This window comes from Vibrio sp. H11 (genome assembly GCF_004804295.1).
Classification (GTDB): domain Bacteria; phylum Pseudomonadota; class Gammaproteobacteria; order Enterobacterales; family Vibrionaceae; genus Vibrio; species Vibrio ostreae.
On the sequence record NZ_SSHN01000003.1, the window covers coordinates 14661 to 33165 of the forward strand.

Annotated in this window: 18 protein-coding genes and 1 riboswitch; of the genes, 6 read left to right on the plus strand and 12 right to left on the minus strand. The window is 49.3% G+C overall.

The features are described from left to right. Positions 1 to 35: 35 nt before the first annotated feature. Both E6C74_RS05080 and E6C74_RS05085 read right to left on the minus strand, forming a co-directional pair. Complete coding sequence (locus E6C74_RS05080; RefSeq protein ID WP_136483618.1) at positions 36 to 284, minus strand: hypothetical protein; 249 nt, start codon at positions 282 to 284, stop codon at positions 36 to 38. A gap of 393 nt (positions 285 to 677) precedes the next feature. Further along, positions 678 to 1871: a DEAD/DEAH box helicase gene (locus E6C74_RS05085; RefSeq protein WP_136483619.1), complete on the minus strand. Its 1194-nt coding sequence runs from the start codon at positions 1869 to 1871 to the stop codon at positions 678 to 680. A 330-nt stretch (positions 1872 to 2201) separates the two neighbouring features. Between E6C74_RS05085 and E6C74_RS05090 the strand changes: the two genes are divergently transcribed. Together E6C74_RS05090 and E6C74_RS05095 are read left to right on the plus strand one after the other, a co-directional pair. After that, positions 2202 to 2735: a YbhB/YbcL family Raf kinase inhibitor-like protein gene (locus tag E6C74_RS05090; RefSeq protein WP_136483620.1), complete on the plus strand. Its 534-nt coding sequence runs from the start codon at positions 2202 to 2204 to the stop codon at positions 2733 to 2735. Positions 2736 to 2791: 56 nt separating this feature from the next. Continuing rightward, positions 2792 to 3577, plus strand: coding sequence for a helix-turn-helix transcriptional regulator (locus E6C74_RS05095; protein WP_136483621.1), 786 nt, complete (start codon positions 2792 to 2794; stop codon positions 3575 to 3577). Between the two features lie 149 nt (positions 3578 to 3726). Here E6C74_RS05095 and E6C74_RS05100 read toward each other — a convergent pair whose 3' ends face one another. The 5 genes from E6C74_RS05100 to E6C74_RS05125 all read right to left on the minus strand — a co-directional run bounded on the left by E6C74_RS05100 (position 3727) and on the right by E6C74_RS05125 (position 9041). Continuing rightward, positions 3727 to 4035: a hypothetical protein gene (locus tag E6C74_RS05100; protein ID WP_136483622.1), complete on the minus strand. Its 309-nt coding sequence runs from the start codon at positions 4033 to 4035 to the stop codon at positions 3727 to 3729. Between the two features lie 685 nt (positions 4036 to 4720). Further along, positions 4721 to 5392 carry a GAD-like domain-containing protein gene (locus tag E6C74_RS05110; RefSeq protein ID WP_136483623.1) on the minus strand — a complete coding sequence of 224 codons (672 nt, stop codon included), beginning with the start codon at positions 5390 to 5392 and terminating at the stop codon, positions 4721 to 4723. 541 nt (positions 5393 to 5933) lie between these two features. Then, entirely contained in the window at positions 5934 to 6521 is a 588-nt protein-coding gene (locus tag E6C74_RS05115; protein WP_136483624.1) for a hypothetical protein, read from the minus strand. A gap of 5 nt (positions 6522 to 6526) precedes the next feature. Continuing rightward, positions 6527 to 7480 (minus strand): hypothetical protein, encoded by a 954-nt coding sequence (locus E6C74_RS05120; protein ID WP_136483625.1) that lies wholly within the window; start codon positions 7478 to 7480, stop codon positions 6527 to 6529. Next, the gene (locus E6C74_RS05125) at positions 7473 to 9041 is read right to left on the minus strand and encodes a vWA domain-containing protein (RefSeq protein WP_168796963.1); all 1569 of its coding nucleotides are present in this window, start codon (positions 9039 to 9041) and stop codon (positions 7473 to 7475) included. The genes E6C74_RS05120 and E6C74_RS05125 overlap by 8 nt, the downstream gene beginning before the upstream one ends. Positions 9042 to 9409: 368 nt before the next feature. Between E6C74_RS05125 and E6C74_RS20970 the strand changes: the two genes are divergently transcribed. Both E6C74_RS20970 and E6C74_RS05130 read left to right on the plus strand, forming a co-directional pair. Beyond that, positions 9410 to 9562 (plus strand): hypothetical protein, encoded by a 153-nt coding sequence (locus tag E6C74_RS20970; RefSeq protein ID WP_168796964.1) that lies wholly within the window; start codon positions 9410 to 9412, stop codon positions 9560 to 9562. A gap of 33 nt (positions 9563 to 9595) precedes the next feature. Next, positions 9596 to 10753 carry a hypothetical protein gene (locus E6C74_RS05130; RefSeq protein WP_136483627.1) on the plus strand — a complete coding sequence of 386 codons (1158 nt, stop codon included), beginning with the start codon at positions 9596 to 9598 and terminating at the stop codon, positions 10751 to 10753. Positions 10754 to 10817: 64 nt separating this feature from the next. Here the strand turns inward: E6C74_RS05130 and E6C74_RS05135 are convergent, their stop codons facing one another. Further along, a complete protein-coding gene (locus E6C74_RS05135; protein ID WP_136483628.1) occupies positions 10818 to 11687 on the minus strand; it encodes a LysR family transcriptional regulator in 870 nt (289 codons plus the stop codon). A 100-nt stretch (positions 11688 to 11787) separates the two neighbouring features. On the opposite strand from E6C74_RS05135, the gene E6C74_RS05140 reads away from it, so the two are divergent. Continuing rightward, entirely contained in the window at positions 11788 to 12399 is a 612-nt protein-coding gene (locus E6C74_RS05140; RefSeq protein WP_136483629.1) for a LysE family translocator, read from the plus strand. Positions 12400 to 12638: 239 nt separating this feature from the next. Continuing rightward, positions 12639 to 13010 (plus strand): glutathione S-transferase N-terminal domain-containing protein, encoded by a 372-nt coding sequence (locus tag E6C74_RS05145; RefSeq protein WP_136483630.1) that lies wholly within the window; start codon positions 12639 to 12641, stop codon positions 13008 to 13010. A 225-nt stretch (positions 13011 to 13235) separates the two neighbouring features. On the opposite strand, the gene ribB is transcribed toward E6C74_RS05145, so the two are convergent. The 4 genes from ribB to putP all read right to left on the minus strand — a co-directional run bounded on the left by ribB (position 13236) and on the right by putP (position 18467). Beyond that, positions 13236 to 13892 carry a 3,4-dihydroxy-2-butanone-4-phosphate synthase gene (ribB, locus tag E6C74_RS05150; RefSeq protein WP_136483631.1) on the minus strand — a complete coding sequence of 219 codons (657 nt, stop codon included), beginning with the start codon at positions 13890 to 13892 and terminating at the stop codon, positions 13236 to 13238. A 113-nt stretch (positions 13893 to 14005) separates the two neighbouring features. Beyond that, positions 14006 to 14145, minus strand: a riboswitch (FMN riboswitch). 297 nt (positions 14146 to 14442) lie between these two features. Next, on the minus strand, positions 14443 to 16332 hold the full coding sequence (locus E6C74_RS05155) for a methyl-accepting chemotaxis protein (protein ID WP_136483632.1): 1890 nt from the start codon (positions 16330 to 16332) through the stop codon (positions 14443 to 14445). Positions 16333 to 16532: 200 nt separating this feature from the next. Beyond that, the gene (locus E6C74_RS21110; RefSeq protein WP_136483633.1) at positions 16533 to 16760 is read right to left on the minus strand and encodes a hypothetical protein; all 228 of its coding nucleotides are present in this window, start codon (positions 16758 to 16760) and stop codon (positions 16533 to 16535) included. 216 nt (positions 16761 to 16976) lie between these two features. Then, positions 16977 to 18467, minus strand: a complete 1491-nt coding sequence (gene putP / locus E6C74_RS05165; RefSeq protein ID WP_136483634.1) for a sodium/proline symporter PutP — start codon at positions 18465 to 18467, stop codon at positions 16977 to 16979. Between the last annotated feature and the right edge of the window lie 38 nt (positions 18468 to 18505).

Below are 18505 nucleotides of genomic sequence, written 5' to 3' on the forward strand. Positions count from 1 at the left end.
GCCCTGAACGCTGGCTTTTTTGTTTCTCCACCACCTCACGGCTCGCCTTCTTGCGCTTCCAATGCGCGCAGGATTTTTCTCACATTCACATCCTGCCCCACCTCACAATGATAATCAGGCAAAACTTTCTGCAGCAGATCTTTTTCGATGTAACCCGCCGAGATCTGAGCGCGTAACCGCCTGATCAATACTTCACGCGACGAGCGTGAGGAGTGCAAAACATTCTGTGATGGTTTCACATGCTTTGTAAACAGATACTCAAAAATGCGTTGTTGCCAGTCCATGCGATGAGTCCTCGCAGTTTATTGTCTTAATCCTGCTGCCGGCGCAGCGTATCAACCTCGGGCATGTGTATAAACGGGTACAGTCAACGTTTAATCACGATTTACGACTATTTCGCCTCTTTTAGAGTAAAGTTACCAATTTTTTACGGCGAAATTCCTGCAAGTATTGAACATGAACAGCAGAGAATCAAACCGGTTAATTCAATCCATTCGCCAATTATTACCTTGCCAACGGACTGCTTTGAGTACTCGGTAATACAGGATCCTATCGCCAGCTCCCTGAACAGATGATTAAGCAGATCCTGATAAAATATTGAAACAAAAAGGGCCGCGCAAGTTTTGCCTGCGCGGCCCGATGTAAACCGTTACTAGCTGGTCAGCAGCGAAAGCCGCTTATGCCTTCGGCTCTCGTTTACTTTTTGGAACATAATTGAGAATGGAAATCGGCACCGGCTTTTTCGGTTCAAAGCCTTCCACGACTCTGCGCTCGATCAAATGACCAAGACGGCTTTCAATCATGCACAGATTTTTAAAATTGTCTTTGGAGACAAACGAGATCGCTTCACCACTGGCATTCGCCCGTCCGGTACGACCAATACGGTGCACGTATTCATCGGCCGGGAATGGCAAATCGTAGTTCACCACGCGCGACAATTCGTGGATGTCGATACCGCGCGCACCAACGCCGGTTGCGATCATATATTTAATCTTGCCGGCTTTAAAATCTTCCAGTAACTGAACACGCACCGCCTGGCTGCGGCCGCTGTGAAACGCTTCAGCATGAATACCACGTTTTTCCAGCTGCGATGCCAACTTGGCTGCACCATGCTTGGTTTCAATAAAGATCAGCGCCTGATCCCAGTCGTTTTCCTGAATCAGATGGCTCAGCAGAGCGGATTTCTTGTCTTTATCCACCGTGACCAGCCACTGTTCAATATTCGCTTTAGACGCCTGATTAGCAGCAATACTAATCTCATACGGATCATTCACAGCCGTCTTAGCCAGATCACGCACTTTGTGCGACAAAGTGGCCGAAAATAGCAGGAACTGTACCTCAGTTGGCAGACGATCGATGATTTTATTGATCGGCTCAATAAACCCCATGTCCAGCATGCGGTCGGCTTCATCCAGCACCACCATTTCGATCTCTTCAAAATAGACCGCACGCTGACCATACATATCCAGCAGACGACCCGGCGTCGCCACCAGCACATCCACCCCTTCAATCAGGCGTTGTTTTTGCGCTTTTTCATCCACGCCACCAAACATCGCCATCGACGTTAAACCGGTGTGTTGGCCGTATTGGGCTACTTTTTCCGCCACCTGAATCGCCAGTTCCCGAGTCGGAACCAGAATTAAAGCGCGTACGCGTTTCTTGCGCTCAGTCTGACGGCCCTGCAGTTTGTGCAGGATCGGCAAAACAAAGCCTGCGGTTTTACCAGTACCGGTCTGCGCCGCCGCGATCAGATCCTGACCTTGCAGAATGACCGGAATGGCTTTGGTTTGAATGGTGGTAGGTTTTTGATAACCAAGTGCTGCCACAGCTTGTGTCAGGGCATCACTTAACCCCAGTTTGGAAAATGACATGGACGAACTCTGAATTAGTAACCGAAATTGTAGAGCCAAGCTCTACCTTAGCGTGCGATTCTAACATGAAGGCGGCGATTTCCTGAATGATTTACCAAAACAGAATCAGCATTAGAGCCTAAAGAGGACACGCTTTCATCTGGCTGGTGCATTAAAACGGGACACACATCAGAGTCAGCAGCTCAACGTTGCGCGCCATCCATTTTCTTTCGTTACTCTAAATCCAGTAAGTATCAAACTGAATCTGAAATACATTAAATATGATACTTTAAGAGATGAAGAGCATTCACTTCGCCCCTAAACTGATCCCAAATCAAAAGGAGCATTATCATGAATTCATTCGCTACATCCATTTTCGTTGCAGGCCTGATGGCAACCGCTTCCGCTCAGGCGTTGCAAATCACCAGTCAGGATATTAAAGAAGGTCATCCGATGGCCAAAACATTTGAATTCTCAGGCTGGGGCTGCGACGGTGATAATCTGTCACCGCAATTAAGCTGGACAAACGTTCCTGCCGGCACTAAAAGTTTTGCTATCACGGCTTATGACCCCGATGCGCCTACCGGCAGCGGTTTCTGGCACTGGATAGCTTATGACCTGAACGCCTCTGTCACCTCGCTGCCACGCGGCGTCGATATTGCCAAATTAGGTGGTCAGGAAGCCCGAGTTGATTATGGGAAAGCAGGCTTTGGCGGCGCATGCCCACCAGCCGGTGATGGCATGCACCGTTACCAATTCACCGTCTGGGCCCTGCCAACAGATAAACTGGACGTGACCACCACCACGCCGCCAGCAGCGATTGGTTTCACGCTCAATAAAATCGCGCTGGACAAGGCAACACTCACCGCGACGTACACTAAATAGCTGCCAGTCCCAACACAAGACGTTTACGGCAGGCAACATTCCTTGCAGGGGGATCGATGAATCATCATTATCAAGTGACGCCGTTTAGCGCCCGGCAATCACAAAAACTGCGTAATGTGCGTATTCACTCTCCCTGCCTGGTGCAGATCCTGACCGGTAGCAAGCGGCTTTACTGGCGTGAAACGGCGGTTGAGTTGTCAGCGGCGCAGTTATTGATTTGTGAGCCGGGAGCATCGCTGAGTTTTGAAAACCTGCCGCACAAAGGCGCGTTTTCATCACGCATGTTCAGTTTTCACTGCCTGCCTGAGCGCAGTATGCTGGAACTGAGCAGACAGCGAGCTGACACCGGGCGTTCAGAGGTTGTCGGGTTAGATAGCGCACTACGGGAGACCTTGCACGCTCTGGCCGGGTTTAATCTGGACGAGATGAGCCTCGCAACCCAGACCTATTGGTTGATGGGGCTCTATCAGCAACTGGCGGAAAGAGGAGCGCTACATCGTCTGATCCCAGATTCTGAGTTGTCATTCAGCCAGAAGTTAAGTCGATATCTGGCTCTGACGCCAAGTCAGGATCATCCACTGGAAAATGTGGCCGAGCGGTTTGCTGTCAGCCGGGCGACCCTGATACGCAAACTAAAGCAGGAAGGTACACAGTATCGGGAAATTCTGGCTGAAGTGCGCCTTAATCATGCGCTGGGGTTAATGCAGAAAGGGGATCACAACGTGGCCCTGCTGGCGCAGTTATGCGGTTATCAATCGGAGGGACGCTTCAGTCAGCGCTTTAAAGCCAAATTTGGTTTAACGCCGCGCGAATATATTAAAACACTGCACTGCGCGAATTAGTTAGCAGATACAAAAAACGGACGCTTCAGAAGAAGGGTCCGTTATTACCATGCGACAGAATAAGGTAGCCGCGATACATCCCGGGCGGCTACCCAAACGCTTCCATCTTGTTCAACTTCATTGAATATCATCCTGATAAAGCACGCAGATTAGTTATCAGTAGTCAGATAACGACGATGCTCAATCAGATTACCTTGTGAGTCTTTGGCGACGAATTTATACACGTGTGGCACGCTGTCATGGTTAACGATACTCACGGTACCATTCTCAGAAGTGAGGTACTGCTGACCTTGAATAACAACCGGATAATTTGCCACACCCTGGCCGTTCGAAGTCAATGTGACTGTGGCTTCGTTGTCCAGAGTGAAGATATTCATATCCAGATCAGCAGCCATAGCACCAGCGGCGAAAGTAGTAGAAAGGGTTGTGGCAATCAGTGCAGAAACGAACTTAGTCATGCTATTTTCCTCTTAGTTTTGTTTATCGATGCGCCTTAGCGCTTGAGATAAATATTACGACTAGATCACATTTTGTTCGATAGGATAGATTTGATTGGATTGTTCATTAATTTTGAACAAATAAATAGCAGTTATGCATTTTATTGCCAATAATTCACCACTACTAAGACATACATCGGCAACTAATACCAATTAACGTTCTTAAACCGGTTGTGTAGTTGCCCCCACTAAAACGGCCAGCGGGAAGACAACGCGGGACACCAGGCAAGTCGAAGTCATTATTGATACCGCCTAAATATTCAATCAATTGCAATAATCACCTAGATAAACTTTTTTAGCTTGAATACGACCACAGGGGCAATTACGCCTCAGACCGCATCCGCAGCGATCTTTCCTATCACTTCTCCGCCTGCGCAAAAGAGACGGTTAAGACGTTGAAATGTAAATAAATACCGGAGCAGATTTTGTCAGTGTTCAGCCTGAACATTGACAAACTTCTTCCCACGTCATCATGCGAAAAATCAGCGCAACCAGAAACAAAAACGCCTGAAAACCCTGTAATCACGGGGCTTCAGGCGTTTTATGGCAAAAGGAAATTTTCATCTATTTGGGCGAAATCAGCCGAAATCGGTGACAAAGTTTTTATGCCGATTTTTCCAGGTGCCCGTCACCGTCAGTCACTGTATTACTCTCCGAAATGCTTGACCGTGTTACTGACCATTGATGCCATATCGATGACTTCATCCCCGCCCAGGTCCGCGATGATCTGCAGGAAAGAATGCAGGTTTTCTTTGCTCATCTTATCAGCAGATTTTTCGCCCCCCATAAACAGGTACGGAGTAAACACCATGACTTCATCTTGGTTAACTGGCCCATGTTTTTTCACAACGGACGGGAAATAGGGTTTTGAATTAGCTTCAATATCGACATTCTTCGGCTCCCGGAAACCGAAGAATCTTTGCATGGAAATATTAGCTTCCCCTTTGGAAATTCTTGCCTCATCCCCTTTGACTGTCACAATCCAATTCAGGTGCGGCATGATCTCGAGTGAATATCCTGTCCGTTCGCCCCATAAGTAAAGCCCGCCATAAACGTTACGCGCAATAACATGATAATTATCGTATGCCGCGAAGTCTGTTTCACCGAGAAAACTGTCAAGCACATCATCAAAATCGGCAGGATTGGTGATCCAAAAAAGTCCGTTCTGAAAGCCGGAAAATCCTACAGCCTTCCAGTACTCCAACAGCTGATCTGGCAGTATCCCACGATAAGCTTCTACTTGTTTCTCTGTCGCCTGAATGGATTCAGTGGGCAGACCAAACTCATCCAAAAACATTTCAAAATATTCATCAATCATCGTTTATTTCTTTCCGTTTAACGGGCAACGCTCCAATGCAACATTCATCTTCACATCAGGTCCGAGAGTATCCAGGGCAGCTTGTGCGTGCATTTGGGCGCTTCAGGAATATCTATTTGCCGGGCTACGGGGACAGAGGTGCCTCCATGCCCATGTTGTGTGCTTATTCAGTATTAAGTGCCGCTCTCGATTTTGCCCAGTCTCCGGCCATATGACAGTTGGAGCACCTGCATGTTTCAGGGTTCGGATTGGAGAACGGGCATCGATGAGGCTTGCTCTCATCAAATACGTCATAAAGCATTCAATTGTTCCGTTTGATTAAGAATAAACAGGAGAATACCTCAATAAAATCAGGGGCCAAAACCTGCCCGTGCCGGGCAGGTTTTCGTCTACTCTCAGGAAAAAAATGGCCTGAATTCCTTTTGGATAGCCAAACTGTATTACAAACAGATATAACAAAGCGGCCAGCAAAAGCTGGCCGTTACCTAGGTAGCTAAACGAAGGCATGTATACCCTCTTTCTCTCCCGCCTGAGACTTCGGCTAAGGAAGTTTGACGTCAGCGATATCGAAATCAGCCGGTAACTGGTTATTCTCAAAGCGCCAGACGCCAGGTTCAACAAAGCGACCACTTAACGGTTTATTTTTGTAAGTCACTGTCGGGCCAACAGATTGCTGCAAACGATAATAATGTGCGTACTGACCGGTCGCGTAACTGCGGCTCCATGATGGATACGGATCAGTATCTATCACCTGAGACCAGCAGGAAGTATTCGACGTCCCGAACTGTGCGGTCCACATTAATGTGTCAATGGCCCACAGTAAGCCAAACGTGCTGACCGTAAACAGGATACAGTCGTCCGGATTACTGCCACTGTAGCTATAATTCATCACACCTTGTTGTTCCATGACTTTGGCAGAGACACTCTCGGCGATCCCCAGATGAGAGTAGTACCGGCCCTGCTGACGAAATACGATTTCCCATCCCTGCTTATTGACATGATACTGATCCAGTGACTGCTGGAACTTCCCTTCAACCGGTTCCTCTACACGACGATACTGACTACTACAACCAACAACGCTGGCCAGTGTCAGACTGATCACTGACGTTTTAATAACGGATGTTTTCATACTGCTTAGCCCTGGTTACAGTTATCACGGATGGTGGTACGTAAACGAGTCGTCCCGTTCGCATCGTCAATGCCATATTGCTCAAATGCCTTCAATTGGGACTTGGCGCTAAAGCACGCCATTTTGCTCCGCAGGCTGCGAGCCTCCTGCTGAGCCGCTTTATCAATATCGGCCTTTTGAGTGAAAGCACGTTTGGTTTCAGCACCGAGCTGCTGTTTTTCCACAGAATAAAGAGCGTCAAAACGCTCAAAATCCAGCGCGCGGAACCAGCGCTGCAATTTATCCAACTGCGCGCGATGAGCATCAATAGTGGTTTGCTCAATCAGATTAAAGCGCAACAACTGGGTCACGCTGGCCAGGTCATGCTCCAGCCGGTACAAGTTCTCTGAACGCGAGATCAGAGCACCGGAATAGCGTTCCAGCCGGGCTTTGCCCTCTTGTGCCCGCGCCTGCGCGGCATCAAACTGCTGGCTTTTGATCATCTGCTGCATGACCGTACTTTGCTGCGCCGCCCATGCCGACACCTCTTGGTTAGTCAGGCGTTGCTTTTTCTCGTGTTTAAGCCAGTCACTGCGACTGGATTCAAATTTTTCCAGCGCGGCTTTGGCTGCTTTCGAGACCTGAGGCTCTAACTTCTGATGCAATTCGAGGGCTTTTTGATAGTAAGCACCGCTGCGCCCGGTCAATGCGAGGTAACGGTTTATCTCGCTCCAGGCCTTGCTGTACTGATTGCTGTGATAACCCGACATGGCATAAAAGAAGTGAAAACTGTCGTCCAGAGCCAAACCGACCTGTTCAACTGTGGCAAATTCCTCAAAGGCTTTACCATAACGCCCGTCTTTATAAAAGGTCTGAGCCGCCAGTAAAGACTGATCAACCTGCTGCTCTTTGGTTAATGCCCATGCACTACTGCCGGAGCAAAGCATTGCCACCAGCAGCCAAGTTCTGATTTTATTCACCAAATCCATCCCATATTGTGTGTTGCAAATTCGAGCTCGCCGACGGAGCGGACGGCGTTGCATCATACGAACCGATTAACGACAGAATGCCCATCGCGATCGCCGCGTTTTCAAAAGTCTGTGACAGTTGGCTGGCCTTCGCTGCCGCTGCGTAATCACCGCCACTTTGCTCTGCCAACTGTTTGAGGTCACGCGCCGCGCCGGAGCCACTGTTCAGCTCCAACCCAACCGTCTGATGACGAAACAAAATGCCGCGGCTTTTCAGCTCATCCACCACAGGAGACAAGATCTTGCAGCCATCATCACCATCGGCGAGCAACAGAATCATTTCGCTGCCCGATTGCCGGCTGCGGTTATTGGCCAGATAAACATTGGCATATTCCACCGCAGCGCTCATCGGTGTGCCCCCGTCCGCCTGCAGACTGGCGACAAAAGTGCTGAGTGACGCGCTGTCCACACTAAACGGGTGATGGTTGGTTATTGGTGCATCACAGGTGCCGCTGAATGCCAGAACAGAGACTTCGGTATTACTGCGCACTGACTTTTTAATTAATTCGATGGCGGCGTGTTTAGCCTCTTTCAGTCTCGTACCACCCATGCTGCCAGAAGTATCTATCAGCAGTAACATGCTGGCAGCCGCTTGCGCGCTGCTTGGCTCTGACGGAACAGACGCACCACTGATAGTGGCCTGATGGGTTACACGCCCGGGTGAAGCAGAAGAGAACGGGTTGAAAGCAGAAGATTGCGATGCATTATTGCCTGCACTAGAAGAGTGAGAGCTCACTTTATCAGAGCCGGATGCAGGCTGACTTTGCCTCTTCTCGCTGCCTGGCACGGCCGCTTGCAATGTTGGCATGCTTGGCGATTTGGATTGCTTTTTCTCAGCCCGCTGTTTAGCTCCGGCCAGAAACCAGCGTTTGATTCCGCTGATATCCAGCTGTGCATCGACCAGCTTAACGTCCCAAAACGTCAGGTTTCTGCTCTGCCCCATCAGGCTCTTAAATAACGGTTTGGCCTGCGATTCGTCCAGATAGCTGCGACCATCACGCTGCTCGGTGCCAATCAGTGCAGAGGAAAGAAAAAACTGGTTCCAATTCGGTGAACCCGGGCTATTAAAGCTCGCTGGAGCCGGGATTATTTCTGTACCTAACAGACCGCGTAGGCCAGGTTTGCCTACTGCACCGCCATCACAACGCACCTTATTAACGCTATCGATACTGACCTCAATATCACGAAAATGCAGGCGAACTTTCATCAGCACATCGCGCGGCGGGGCAACGGTTTCAATCTGCTTAGTATACGGATTATACAAGTTGAAACGTGCAGACTCGCTCAGAGACCATTTCAAAATGCAATGCTCGACCGGCTCCCCCATCAATGACCAGGCTTTATAAGCATACTGCAGCCAGATACGGCTTGAATCTGCGTCGCTGTACAAAATGTCTTTGTGCCATTCGCCTGTAGCCCGGAAACTGCGCTCCTGCTTGCTTGGCTCATCGGCATACCCCACAGCATGTAACGCCAGCAATAAAGACAACAAACCAAAGCGAATGCTTTTCAAACCGCGCACCATACCCAGATAAATGACATAATTATTAATAAATAGGCGGCGATATTATTTACCTGGTGAATAATTGTCAATTATTGAGCTGTCACGTTAATAAGAATATCCGAGAGTTAAGCGCGCATAACTGTTAACGGTCAGCCGAATTTATTTGCGACACACGCCTAAAAATGTGACTGACATAAACGTGTGTCCCGCTCAGCCATTACGCTGAAACACAGACAAGCGTCGAAAATCCCATCGATACATCAAAAATATGATAAATGGATGATCAATCATCTCAAAAATGAGAGACTCGCAGACTCAGAAATGAATCAAATAATAATGACTATCCCGATAAACTTAACAATAATAGAGCTATTCATATGAAGTTATTCAAAACAGCAGCAGTGGCTGGCGTGATTGTTTCAGCGCTGACAGGCTGTCAAAGCACAGGTAATACGCAGAATTCGGCGCCGGATACGACGAACCCTCAGCAAGTTGCCACTCAAACCGATGCGTTCACGCTGTTCGAGTAAATCAAAGCCGAACAAAGTCAGTGGCACGAGACTATGGCCGACCTAGAGTCATTTAAGCTTTACTCACCTGGAAAAGTTCGTGATCTGCAGGATGCCTGGGAAGAGACCACTGAGGTTTACAACGATATTGTTGAGGATCCGAGTGAAACCACCGAAGACTATTCCATCTTCAGTTCTGCGACTTATGCTGAAAAGTACATGGAGCTGTTAGGGGAAACGAAAGCTCTGTACCAGCAATTAACTCAGCTGAAAGCACAAGCCGATGAGTTACTTGCCGATTCCATCTCGCAAATGGATTATCTCGACCAGTTGGATACCAAAACAGCGTACGCCTCAGATTACAGCCAAATCCACGCCAGCTACCTGAAACTATTCAGATATATCGACAAAAATGAGCTCAACGACGCTCAGTTTGCTCAGGTGAAATTTCTGGATAAGGCCAAGCAGCTGGAAATCAAAGTCGTCCTGAAAAAATACGTCACCCCGTTAAAAGCAAAGCTGCTGGAGTTTCGCACCACTAAGCTGAATTTCCAGGCGCCGCTGACCTATCAACAGGCAGAAGCGGAAGTCGCCAAAGTTGAATTGGCCATTAAAACCGATTCGCGTGATTTCAAAGCCATCGAACAAGCAGTGAAAACAGCAGAATTCGAATTGAATCATACGGTGAACGTGGCGAACGAAGTCACTAAACTTTCTCTGGTAAAAAACCGTAATTTTGAACCGGTCGTGCTGAACTATGAGAAGTCTTTACTGGAGATTTCCCAGCAAATCGACGGAGCAGACTACCGCGACCAGTCATTCGGCAAGCAAGCAAAAGCGATCCTCGCTTCACTGCAGGCAAATAACAGTGAGGTTTCCGGCCAAAACGATGAATTGGCACAGCAACTGAGCAGTCGTACTCAAGAGCTCAATGTGGTCCAAGCGAAACTGCAAGCAACGCAAGCCGAACTGGCGGCCAGCCAAACCGCACTGCAGCATGAAAAAGCACTGAGCGAGCGCTTGTCGAAACTGCTGGAGTCATACAGCAAAACGGTACAAACCGTGATTACCGCAAACTCTGCGCCACCAAAGCCAACAGCGACTGGTGAGGCCGGTAATACCGCACCCGCCACGCTCCGTGAGGCCGTTTCGCCAACGACCGGCAGCATTGAGCCACAGTCATTGAATCCGGTGCCAACCACCACAAACTAACCTCAGACAGTTAGCTTAATTCCAGATAGTGCGCGCAGTCGGGCGTACTATCTGGTCAGCGTCCCTAGACGACGCGGTCTGGCTGACACATCACCATTTTCTTTTGCAGCCACTGCAAAAATTGCTGCTGGCTCTGAGTGAGCAGCATGGAACTGCTGAGCAGGATATAGCGATGTCCTGAAGGGCTAAATCCCCAAGGCGCCACCAAACGGCCACTGTGTAAATCATCAGCCACCAGCGGGTATGATCCTATCGCCGCACCTAATCCATCAGCGGCAGCTTGTAAGCAGAAATAAAAGTGACCGAAGGATTTAGCATTGCGCAGTGAAATCGCCTGCGCACGTCCCTTCAGCCATTCTTCCCAGGCTGCAGGCCGGGTTTCACTATGCAACAACACCATATCGTCCAGATTATGTCGCACTCGATTCCAGTATTGAGGTGAAAAAACCGGCCCAACCCACTCGGGTACTAAATCATGAATGCCATTATCACCATCGATGGCAAAATCATCACGCTGAATCGCCAGATCAAGGCCGGACTGTTCAAGATTCACCGGCCCGCCGGCAGTAGACAGCCGCACATCAATGCCAGAATGCTGATAAAAGTCCGCCAGTCTGGGCATCAACCAACGCATGGTCAGAGTCGGCTCACAGGAAACTTCCAGTGAACGATGACTCGCGCGAGCCAGTTTTTTCACTCCGGTATCCAGTGCACTAAAGGCAGTATCTGTATACTGCTTAAGTAGTTTGCCTTCCGTACTAAGGCGCATGCCGCGCCCCTGCTTATAGAACAGCATGTGACCTAAGTGGTTTTCCAACAGCTTAATCTGCTTGCTCACCGCACCGTGGGTAATGTGCAGTTTTTCCGCGGCCTGGCTGTGATTCGCTGACTCCGCAGCAACATGAAAAACATAGAAAGCTTTCAGATGTCTCATGTGTGAATTTTCCTCACATATTAGCAGCGTTTAATTCGATTATAACCTGACGCCAAACCGATACAATTCATCCGTCTGATTTAATCGTTAAGGAGAAAACATGGAATGGTTCAGTCTTGCCATTTTCGGGCTATTAATCGTTATCAGCCCTGGTGCTGACTTTATTTTGGTGTTTAAGAACAGTAGCCGCTATGGCAGGAAAGCAGGCCTACTCACCGCATTGGGCATCGGATTAGGGGTATGTATTCATGTCACCTATTCGGTGATAGGTATCAGTCACTTGGTCTCACAGAATGAGTGGCTGCTCAACATAGTAAGATACACAGGCGCAGCCTACCTGATTTACCTTGGTGTCAGCAGTTTGCTCAGTGCAAAATTCAGCCTACCTGGCGGGCAAGAACCGGGCTCGCAAAGTCGAACTGGCGGCTGTTTGTTACAAGGCTTGCTGTGTAATACTCTGAATCCCAAAACCATGCTGTTCTTCCTTAGTGTATTTAGCCAGCTCATTTCTACCGCCCCAGACACCCCGTCCATGGCGGTGGTTTACGGCGCATACCTGGCTCTGCTACATATAATTTGGTTCGGTTTAATGACTTACCTCATCACCTCTGCCCGTATTCTTGTCTGGCTGCAACACTTTGGCCACCGGATTAATCAGGCCTGCGGGTTTGGCTTGATAACGTTTGGCATAGTCCTGTCCACATCCGTCTGATGTGCAGAGAGAATAAAGGCGTACAGATAACGCTGTACGCCTTTATTTCCTCTCGCTGCCGCTGAGACGCACCTAACAGCAGCTTAGCTTAAGCGCCGATGGACGTTACAACGCCAGTATCAATGATGGGCTTGCGGATTATTCATATCTGATAACGTCGTGCCTCTTATAACTCAGCAGTTTTGCCGATAGAATAACGCCGAGTTTATCCACGCATTCAAGCACGAGAGTACCCCTCAATGAAAATTTTAGTTAGTTTAATCCGCAACCTACTCGGTGGCATCATCATCGCTGGTGACTTGCTGACTCGTGGCAGTAAGAAAAAACGTCCTGCCCAGCAGCAGCAAGAAGTAAATCAGCAAACACAGAACCTCAGTTTATACCAATTTACGGCATGTCCTTTTTGCACCAAGACTCGCAGAGCTATGTATAAATTAAATTTACCGATTGAGAAACGTAATGCGTCTCAGGGTTCGAAGCACCGTCAGGAACTGCTCGAAGGTGGTGGCAAAGTCAAAGTGCCTTGCCTGCGCATTGAACAAGATGGCAAAGTGGAATGGATGTACGAGTCTTCTGAAATCATACGCTACCTGGAAACGCGATTTGCGTAACTTAGATAAAACGGTGCTTTAGGTACCGTTTTTACTTCTGTCCCGGGTTGCTGAGCATTTTTCAGTTCAGAGTGTATGCCCTCACTAATTCCTCAGATCTGCTGTGGGAGTCCCGTAAACGGGGGACTGATTGACAGGACTGTCCTGATTATAATCCTGTGTGTCCCCGAAACAGCGGGATCAAAAAGAGCGCGTCGATGCGCGCTCTTTACAGTGTAAAACGACTTAAGCCAGCTTAAGGTCGTATTGCATGCGGTACATGACCATGTCTTCGATGGTCAGCACCGGCATGTTGTGCAGTTTACCAAATGCAACGATCTCCGGCGTTTTAGCCATAGTGCCGTCCGGGTTAGTCACTTCACACAGCACACCTGATGGCAGCAAACCAGCCATTTGCATTAGATCCACCGTGCCTTCGGTATGACCACGACGAGCCAGAACACCGCCTTTACGTGCGCGCAGCGGGAACACGTGACCAGGACGGGCCAAATCTTCCGGCTGGGCAGTCGGGTTGGCCGCCGTTTTGACTGTGGTCACGCGGTCTTTGGCAGACACACCTGTTGTCACGCCGTGACGTGCTTCAATCGAAACGGTAAACGCGGTCTGGTTTTTGCTATCGTTGACACTGACCATAGGTGGCAGCTGGAGTTTATCCGCTTGCTCATCAGTCAGACACAAACACACAATACCGCTGCCTTCGCGAATCATCAGCGCCATTTGCTCTGTCGTCAGAGTTTCTGCTGCGCAGATGATGTCACCTTCGTTCTCGCGATCTTCATCATCAAGCAACAGGACACCGCGTCCTTCACGTAAAGCTTGCAGCGCATTTTCAACACGGGTAATTGGGTCGCCGAATTCGGCAAGTAGAGATAGCTGATTCATGGTTACTCCTAAATAATGACCAGAATCAGGGCTGTTTATGAGGGATCAAAAGGCAAAAACTAAGTCACCAAATCCAAGGCGCAGGAATCCCGACGCAGGATGGCTGGTGTATTTGTCATTCTCTCTCATCCGGACTATGACCGTCGGCTCTGGCGTCTCACCAGATCTGCTGACCTCGATTGCTCGAGCGCTCGTGGGCTCACCCTTAGGGTATACCACCGGTGGGGAATTTCGCCCCGCCCTGAGAATAATATTCAAATTAAACTGTGTACAACTTCAGCCGAGTATTTCAACCTGAAGCTGACGGCTATGGTAGTGCTTTCATAGCCGATTGAAAAGTAGTGCAGCAGTGAAATTTAGCAAAAAGTAATAGAAGCTATTACTGGCTACCATTATTGCCACAACTTGATATTGGCCAAGTTAATCAGTGCGACTTATTTTGATATTTTCGCGACCTTTGCTTTTAATCACACCACTGTGAACGATTACTCACGACGAAAAAAGGGCACCGATAGTGCCCTGATTCGTCCATGGTGGTGAAGACTTCGCGTTAAAGTCGGAAACGGGAAATCTCCTGATCCAGCTCCTGAGCCAAATTGTGCAGCGATTTGGCCTGCTGCACCGCATCGGTTGCTTCACTGGCCAGTTGGTCACTCACTTCACGAACAGATTCGGTATTGCCGTTGATATCTGCAGTAACCAGAGATTGCTCTTCTGCAGCTGAAGCTATCTGCGTGGCCATATCGCTGATCAGTTGAATCGCTTCACTGATCGCCTGCAGGCTGTCGCCCGTCAGATTGACGTCCTCCACACTGGTTTCGACCAGACGATGACTGTCCGTCATCACACTTACAGCCTTGGCGGTCGCTTTTTGCAGCCCTTCAATCTTGGTCTGAATTTCTTCCGTCGACGAGTGGGTGCGCTGTGATAACACCCGTACTTCGTCGGCAACCACAGCGAAACCACGGCCCTGATCGCCAGCCCGGGCCGCTTCGATTGCCGCGTTCAGCGCCAGCAGGTTGGTCTGCTCAGCAATAGAACGAATCGTCGACAAGATGGTGGAGATCTCATTCGCCTGCGCTTCCAGGTCGCCGATAATATTGACCGCACCATTAAGCTCTTGCGCTAGCTGATCGATAGACTGTTTGCTTTGCTGCATCTGTTGGTAACCACGCGCACCAAGATCGACCGATTCATTGGCCTGCTTAGCGGTATTGTCAGCATTACCGGCAATTTCTGCTGTGGCAGAGGCCATCTCAGTCACCGCGGTCGCCACCATGGTAATTTCATCCTGCTGGGTGCGGATGCGCTCTCCGCGCTGCCCTGCCGAACGCGCTGCATGATTGGCACCCTCATTCAGAGCCACGGAAACAGAGTGAACGTTTTTCACCATCACGTGCAGACGGTCAACAAACTTGTTGAACTTGTCAGCCAGAATACCAACTTCGTCTTCGCTTTTAACGTCGAGGCGACGAGTCAGATCACCGTCGCCCTCGGCAATATCGCTCAATGCCGCCGTAATATTACCGAGTTCATTCAACTGGCGCGCTACAAACCAGGAAGTAATTAGCGCCATCACCAGCAAAATGCCCAGCCCAATCAGCAACTGAGTCGTCAGCAAGCTATTCAGCGGCTGCGCCAACACAGCTTTATCCATCACCATGACCAGGGTCCAGTCGGTATTATCAATACTCTGGGCCATCAGCAGCTTCTCACGGCCATCAATGGTCAGATCGAGGGGAGTGTTTTGCTTAGCGGCCTCGTTCAATGCCGACGCACTAAATCCCGTCGCCATATCCTGAGTGGGTTTAAGGATCAGCTCTTTATTCGGGTGCGCGACGATATTACCTTTCTGATTGACCAGAATGGCATAACCTTTACCCGGAACCGGAATGGCCAACACGTCCTCAATCAGTTTGTTCAAGGCGAGGTTGGATGCCGCAACACCGGCGAACTGACCATTAATGCGCACAGGATCAGCCAGAGTCACAACCAGGGTCTGCATGGTGACACTGACATAAGGATCGGTAGTAATAGGCTGGCCGGCTTGTTTGGCTTGTTGGTACCAGCCGCGCTCACGGGGATCGTAACCGGCTTTGTTGAGTGACGGGTCCTGGCGATACATTTCGCCCTGTTCATTGCCGTAATAGCTCAGACCAAATGAACCGGACTGCAAAGTCTGGCGTAAATGCGGAACCAGATCGAGTTGCGGATTAGCTTCAATTTCCTCACGCAAGCCTTGCAATGCGTGTTGCTTATCAGCAAACCAATCGCCGATACCTTTAGCGTGGGCACGCAGGGTGTTGCGACTTTCACTTTCAATCGCACGCCAACTGTCCTGCTGAAACATATGATAACTGGCGATCACCAGAGCGATTGCCGTCAAGCCAATCGCAACCACCACAGAGAAAACCATTTTTCTCTTCAAACTTAACCGCATTGCTCTACCTCTATTTGTTATTTCACTGCGTGAATAACATACAGATTAGCGGAAAGGCCCGGGTTTACGTAGCGAAACATGCGGCCAGAGCAGGCAGGACACGCACCGGTATTCAATAAGGTGATCCTGCTCGAAGTATCAACAGATAAATTAACAGAACGCAGTTAATTGACCGCAATAGCCGTCAATTTTTCACATTGTCAAATAACCCGTGCGCGGGAAAAATCCGCTTCGGACAGCTCAGACGGTTGATTACACACTCGGCAGAAACCGCGTTTCTCCATCTTGTAATAATGCTCACCATTAACGAGCGCAGACATGAATTGCTGGAACCCCTGCCATCCTGACGACACTTCCGTCTGACAACGCCTCATTACAACTTTGTGCGGTGTGGTTTTTCGACAACAGCTGCAATACGCTTCTGGCATGGGAATTCCTCCTGTTAATTTACTCAATTAATTACAATTGACGCAGTTTGAATCGATTGGTTCCATTGTCCCAAACTTTCCTTTTTAAATTGTGAGCCAAGTACAAAAATTAACGCCCCAAGTACGAACTGTTTCTGCTATGACCGCTCGCTGACACAGGTACAAAAAAGCCTCACATCGGTGAGGCTTTGTTCAGTCATGTCAACTTAAGGTTGCTTAGTCGAGCTCAATCAAGTGCTTTTTGAATGTCTTGTGCTGCTCTTGAACCGTGACTTCCGGCTCACCAGTTGTCAGGCTGACAACCACAATGGCAAGCACAGAGAAGATGATTCCCGGAACGATTTCGTACACATCAAACCAACCGCCCGAAAGCTGCTTCCAAACCACGATAGTGATACCACCCACCAGAATACCGGCCAATGCACCGTTACGGTTCATACGAGACCAGTAAAGGCTCAGTACCAGTGCCGGGCCAAACGCGGCACCGAAACCTGCCCAGGCGTAAGAAACCAGACCCAGTACCGAACTGTCCGGCGTCATCGCCAGAACCAGAGCAATCACAGAAATCAGGATAACTGCCAGGCGACCAACACGAACAATCTCTTCTGATGTCGCATCTGTTTTGAATACTTGCTTGTAGAAGTCTTCTGCCAGTGCTGATGATGACACCAGCAGTTGTGAGTCCGCTGTACTCATGATTGCCGCCAGAATCGCCGCCAGCAGGATACCCGCAACAACCGGATGGAATATCGCGTTCACCAGCAGCATGAAGATTTTTTCGCCGTCATCCAGTTGCAGACCACCAGTATTAGTGACGTAAATCAGACCAACCAGACCCACCAGCATAGCGCCAACCATTGACAGGCCCGTCCACAGAACCGCAATACGGCGCGCTGTGGTCAGATCTTTGTTGGAACGGGTGGCTTTAAAACGTGCCAGAATGTGTGGCTGACCGAAATAGCCAAGACCCCAGGCAACCAGAGAAATAATGGCGATACCGCTCAGTGGTTCGCCTTTTACGTCGTTCCACATGGTCAGCAGTTGCGGGTTGATTGCCACAAGATCGTGGTCAAGTTTCATCAGACCGCCATCCATCGCCGCAATCGGCACGATCAGCAGTGCGGCAGACATCAGCAGACCTTGTACCAGGTCAGTCCAGGATACCGCCAGGAAACCACCGAACAGCGTATAAGACACCACACAGATGGTACCAATGATGACCGCTGTGGTGTAATCCAGACCGAATACCGTTTCAAACAGTTTGCCGCCTGCAACCAGGCCTGAACTGGTGTAGAAAAGGAAAAACAAAAGGATGAAAAACGCTGAAATAGTTTGAATCAGTTTCGATTTGTCATTAAAACGACGTGACAGAAACTCTGGCAAAGTAAGGGCATCGGTGGTGATACTGTAAGTACGCAGACGCTTCGCCGTCACCAGCCAGTTCAACCAGGTACCGGCCAGCAGACCACCCGCTAGCCAGAAGGCTTCAATACCCGCCGCGTAAGCATAACCCGGCAGACCCAGCAGCAACCAGCCACTCATATCAGATGCACCCGCTGAAAGTGCAGCAGGCCACGGACCTAAAGAGCGGCCACCCAAAAAGTAATCAGACGAGTTTTTCGTTCGCTGATACGCATATACCCCAATCGCCAACATCAAAATGAGGTAGACGATAAAGGTGCTCGTAATGGCAAAACCATTTTCCATTGATATGTCCTCTTGTATAAGATCGCCTTCCATGTCCC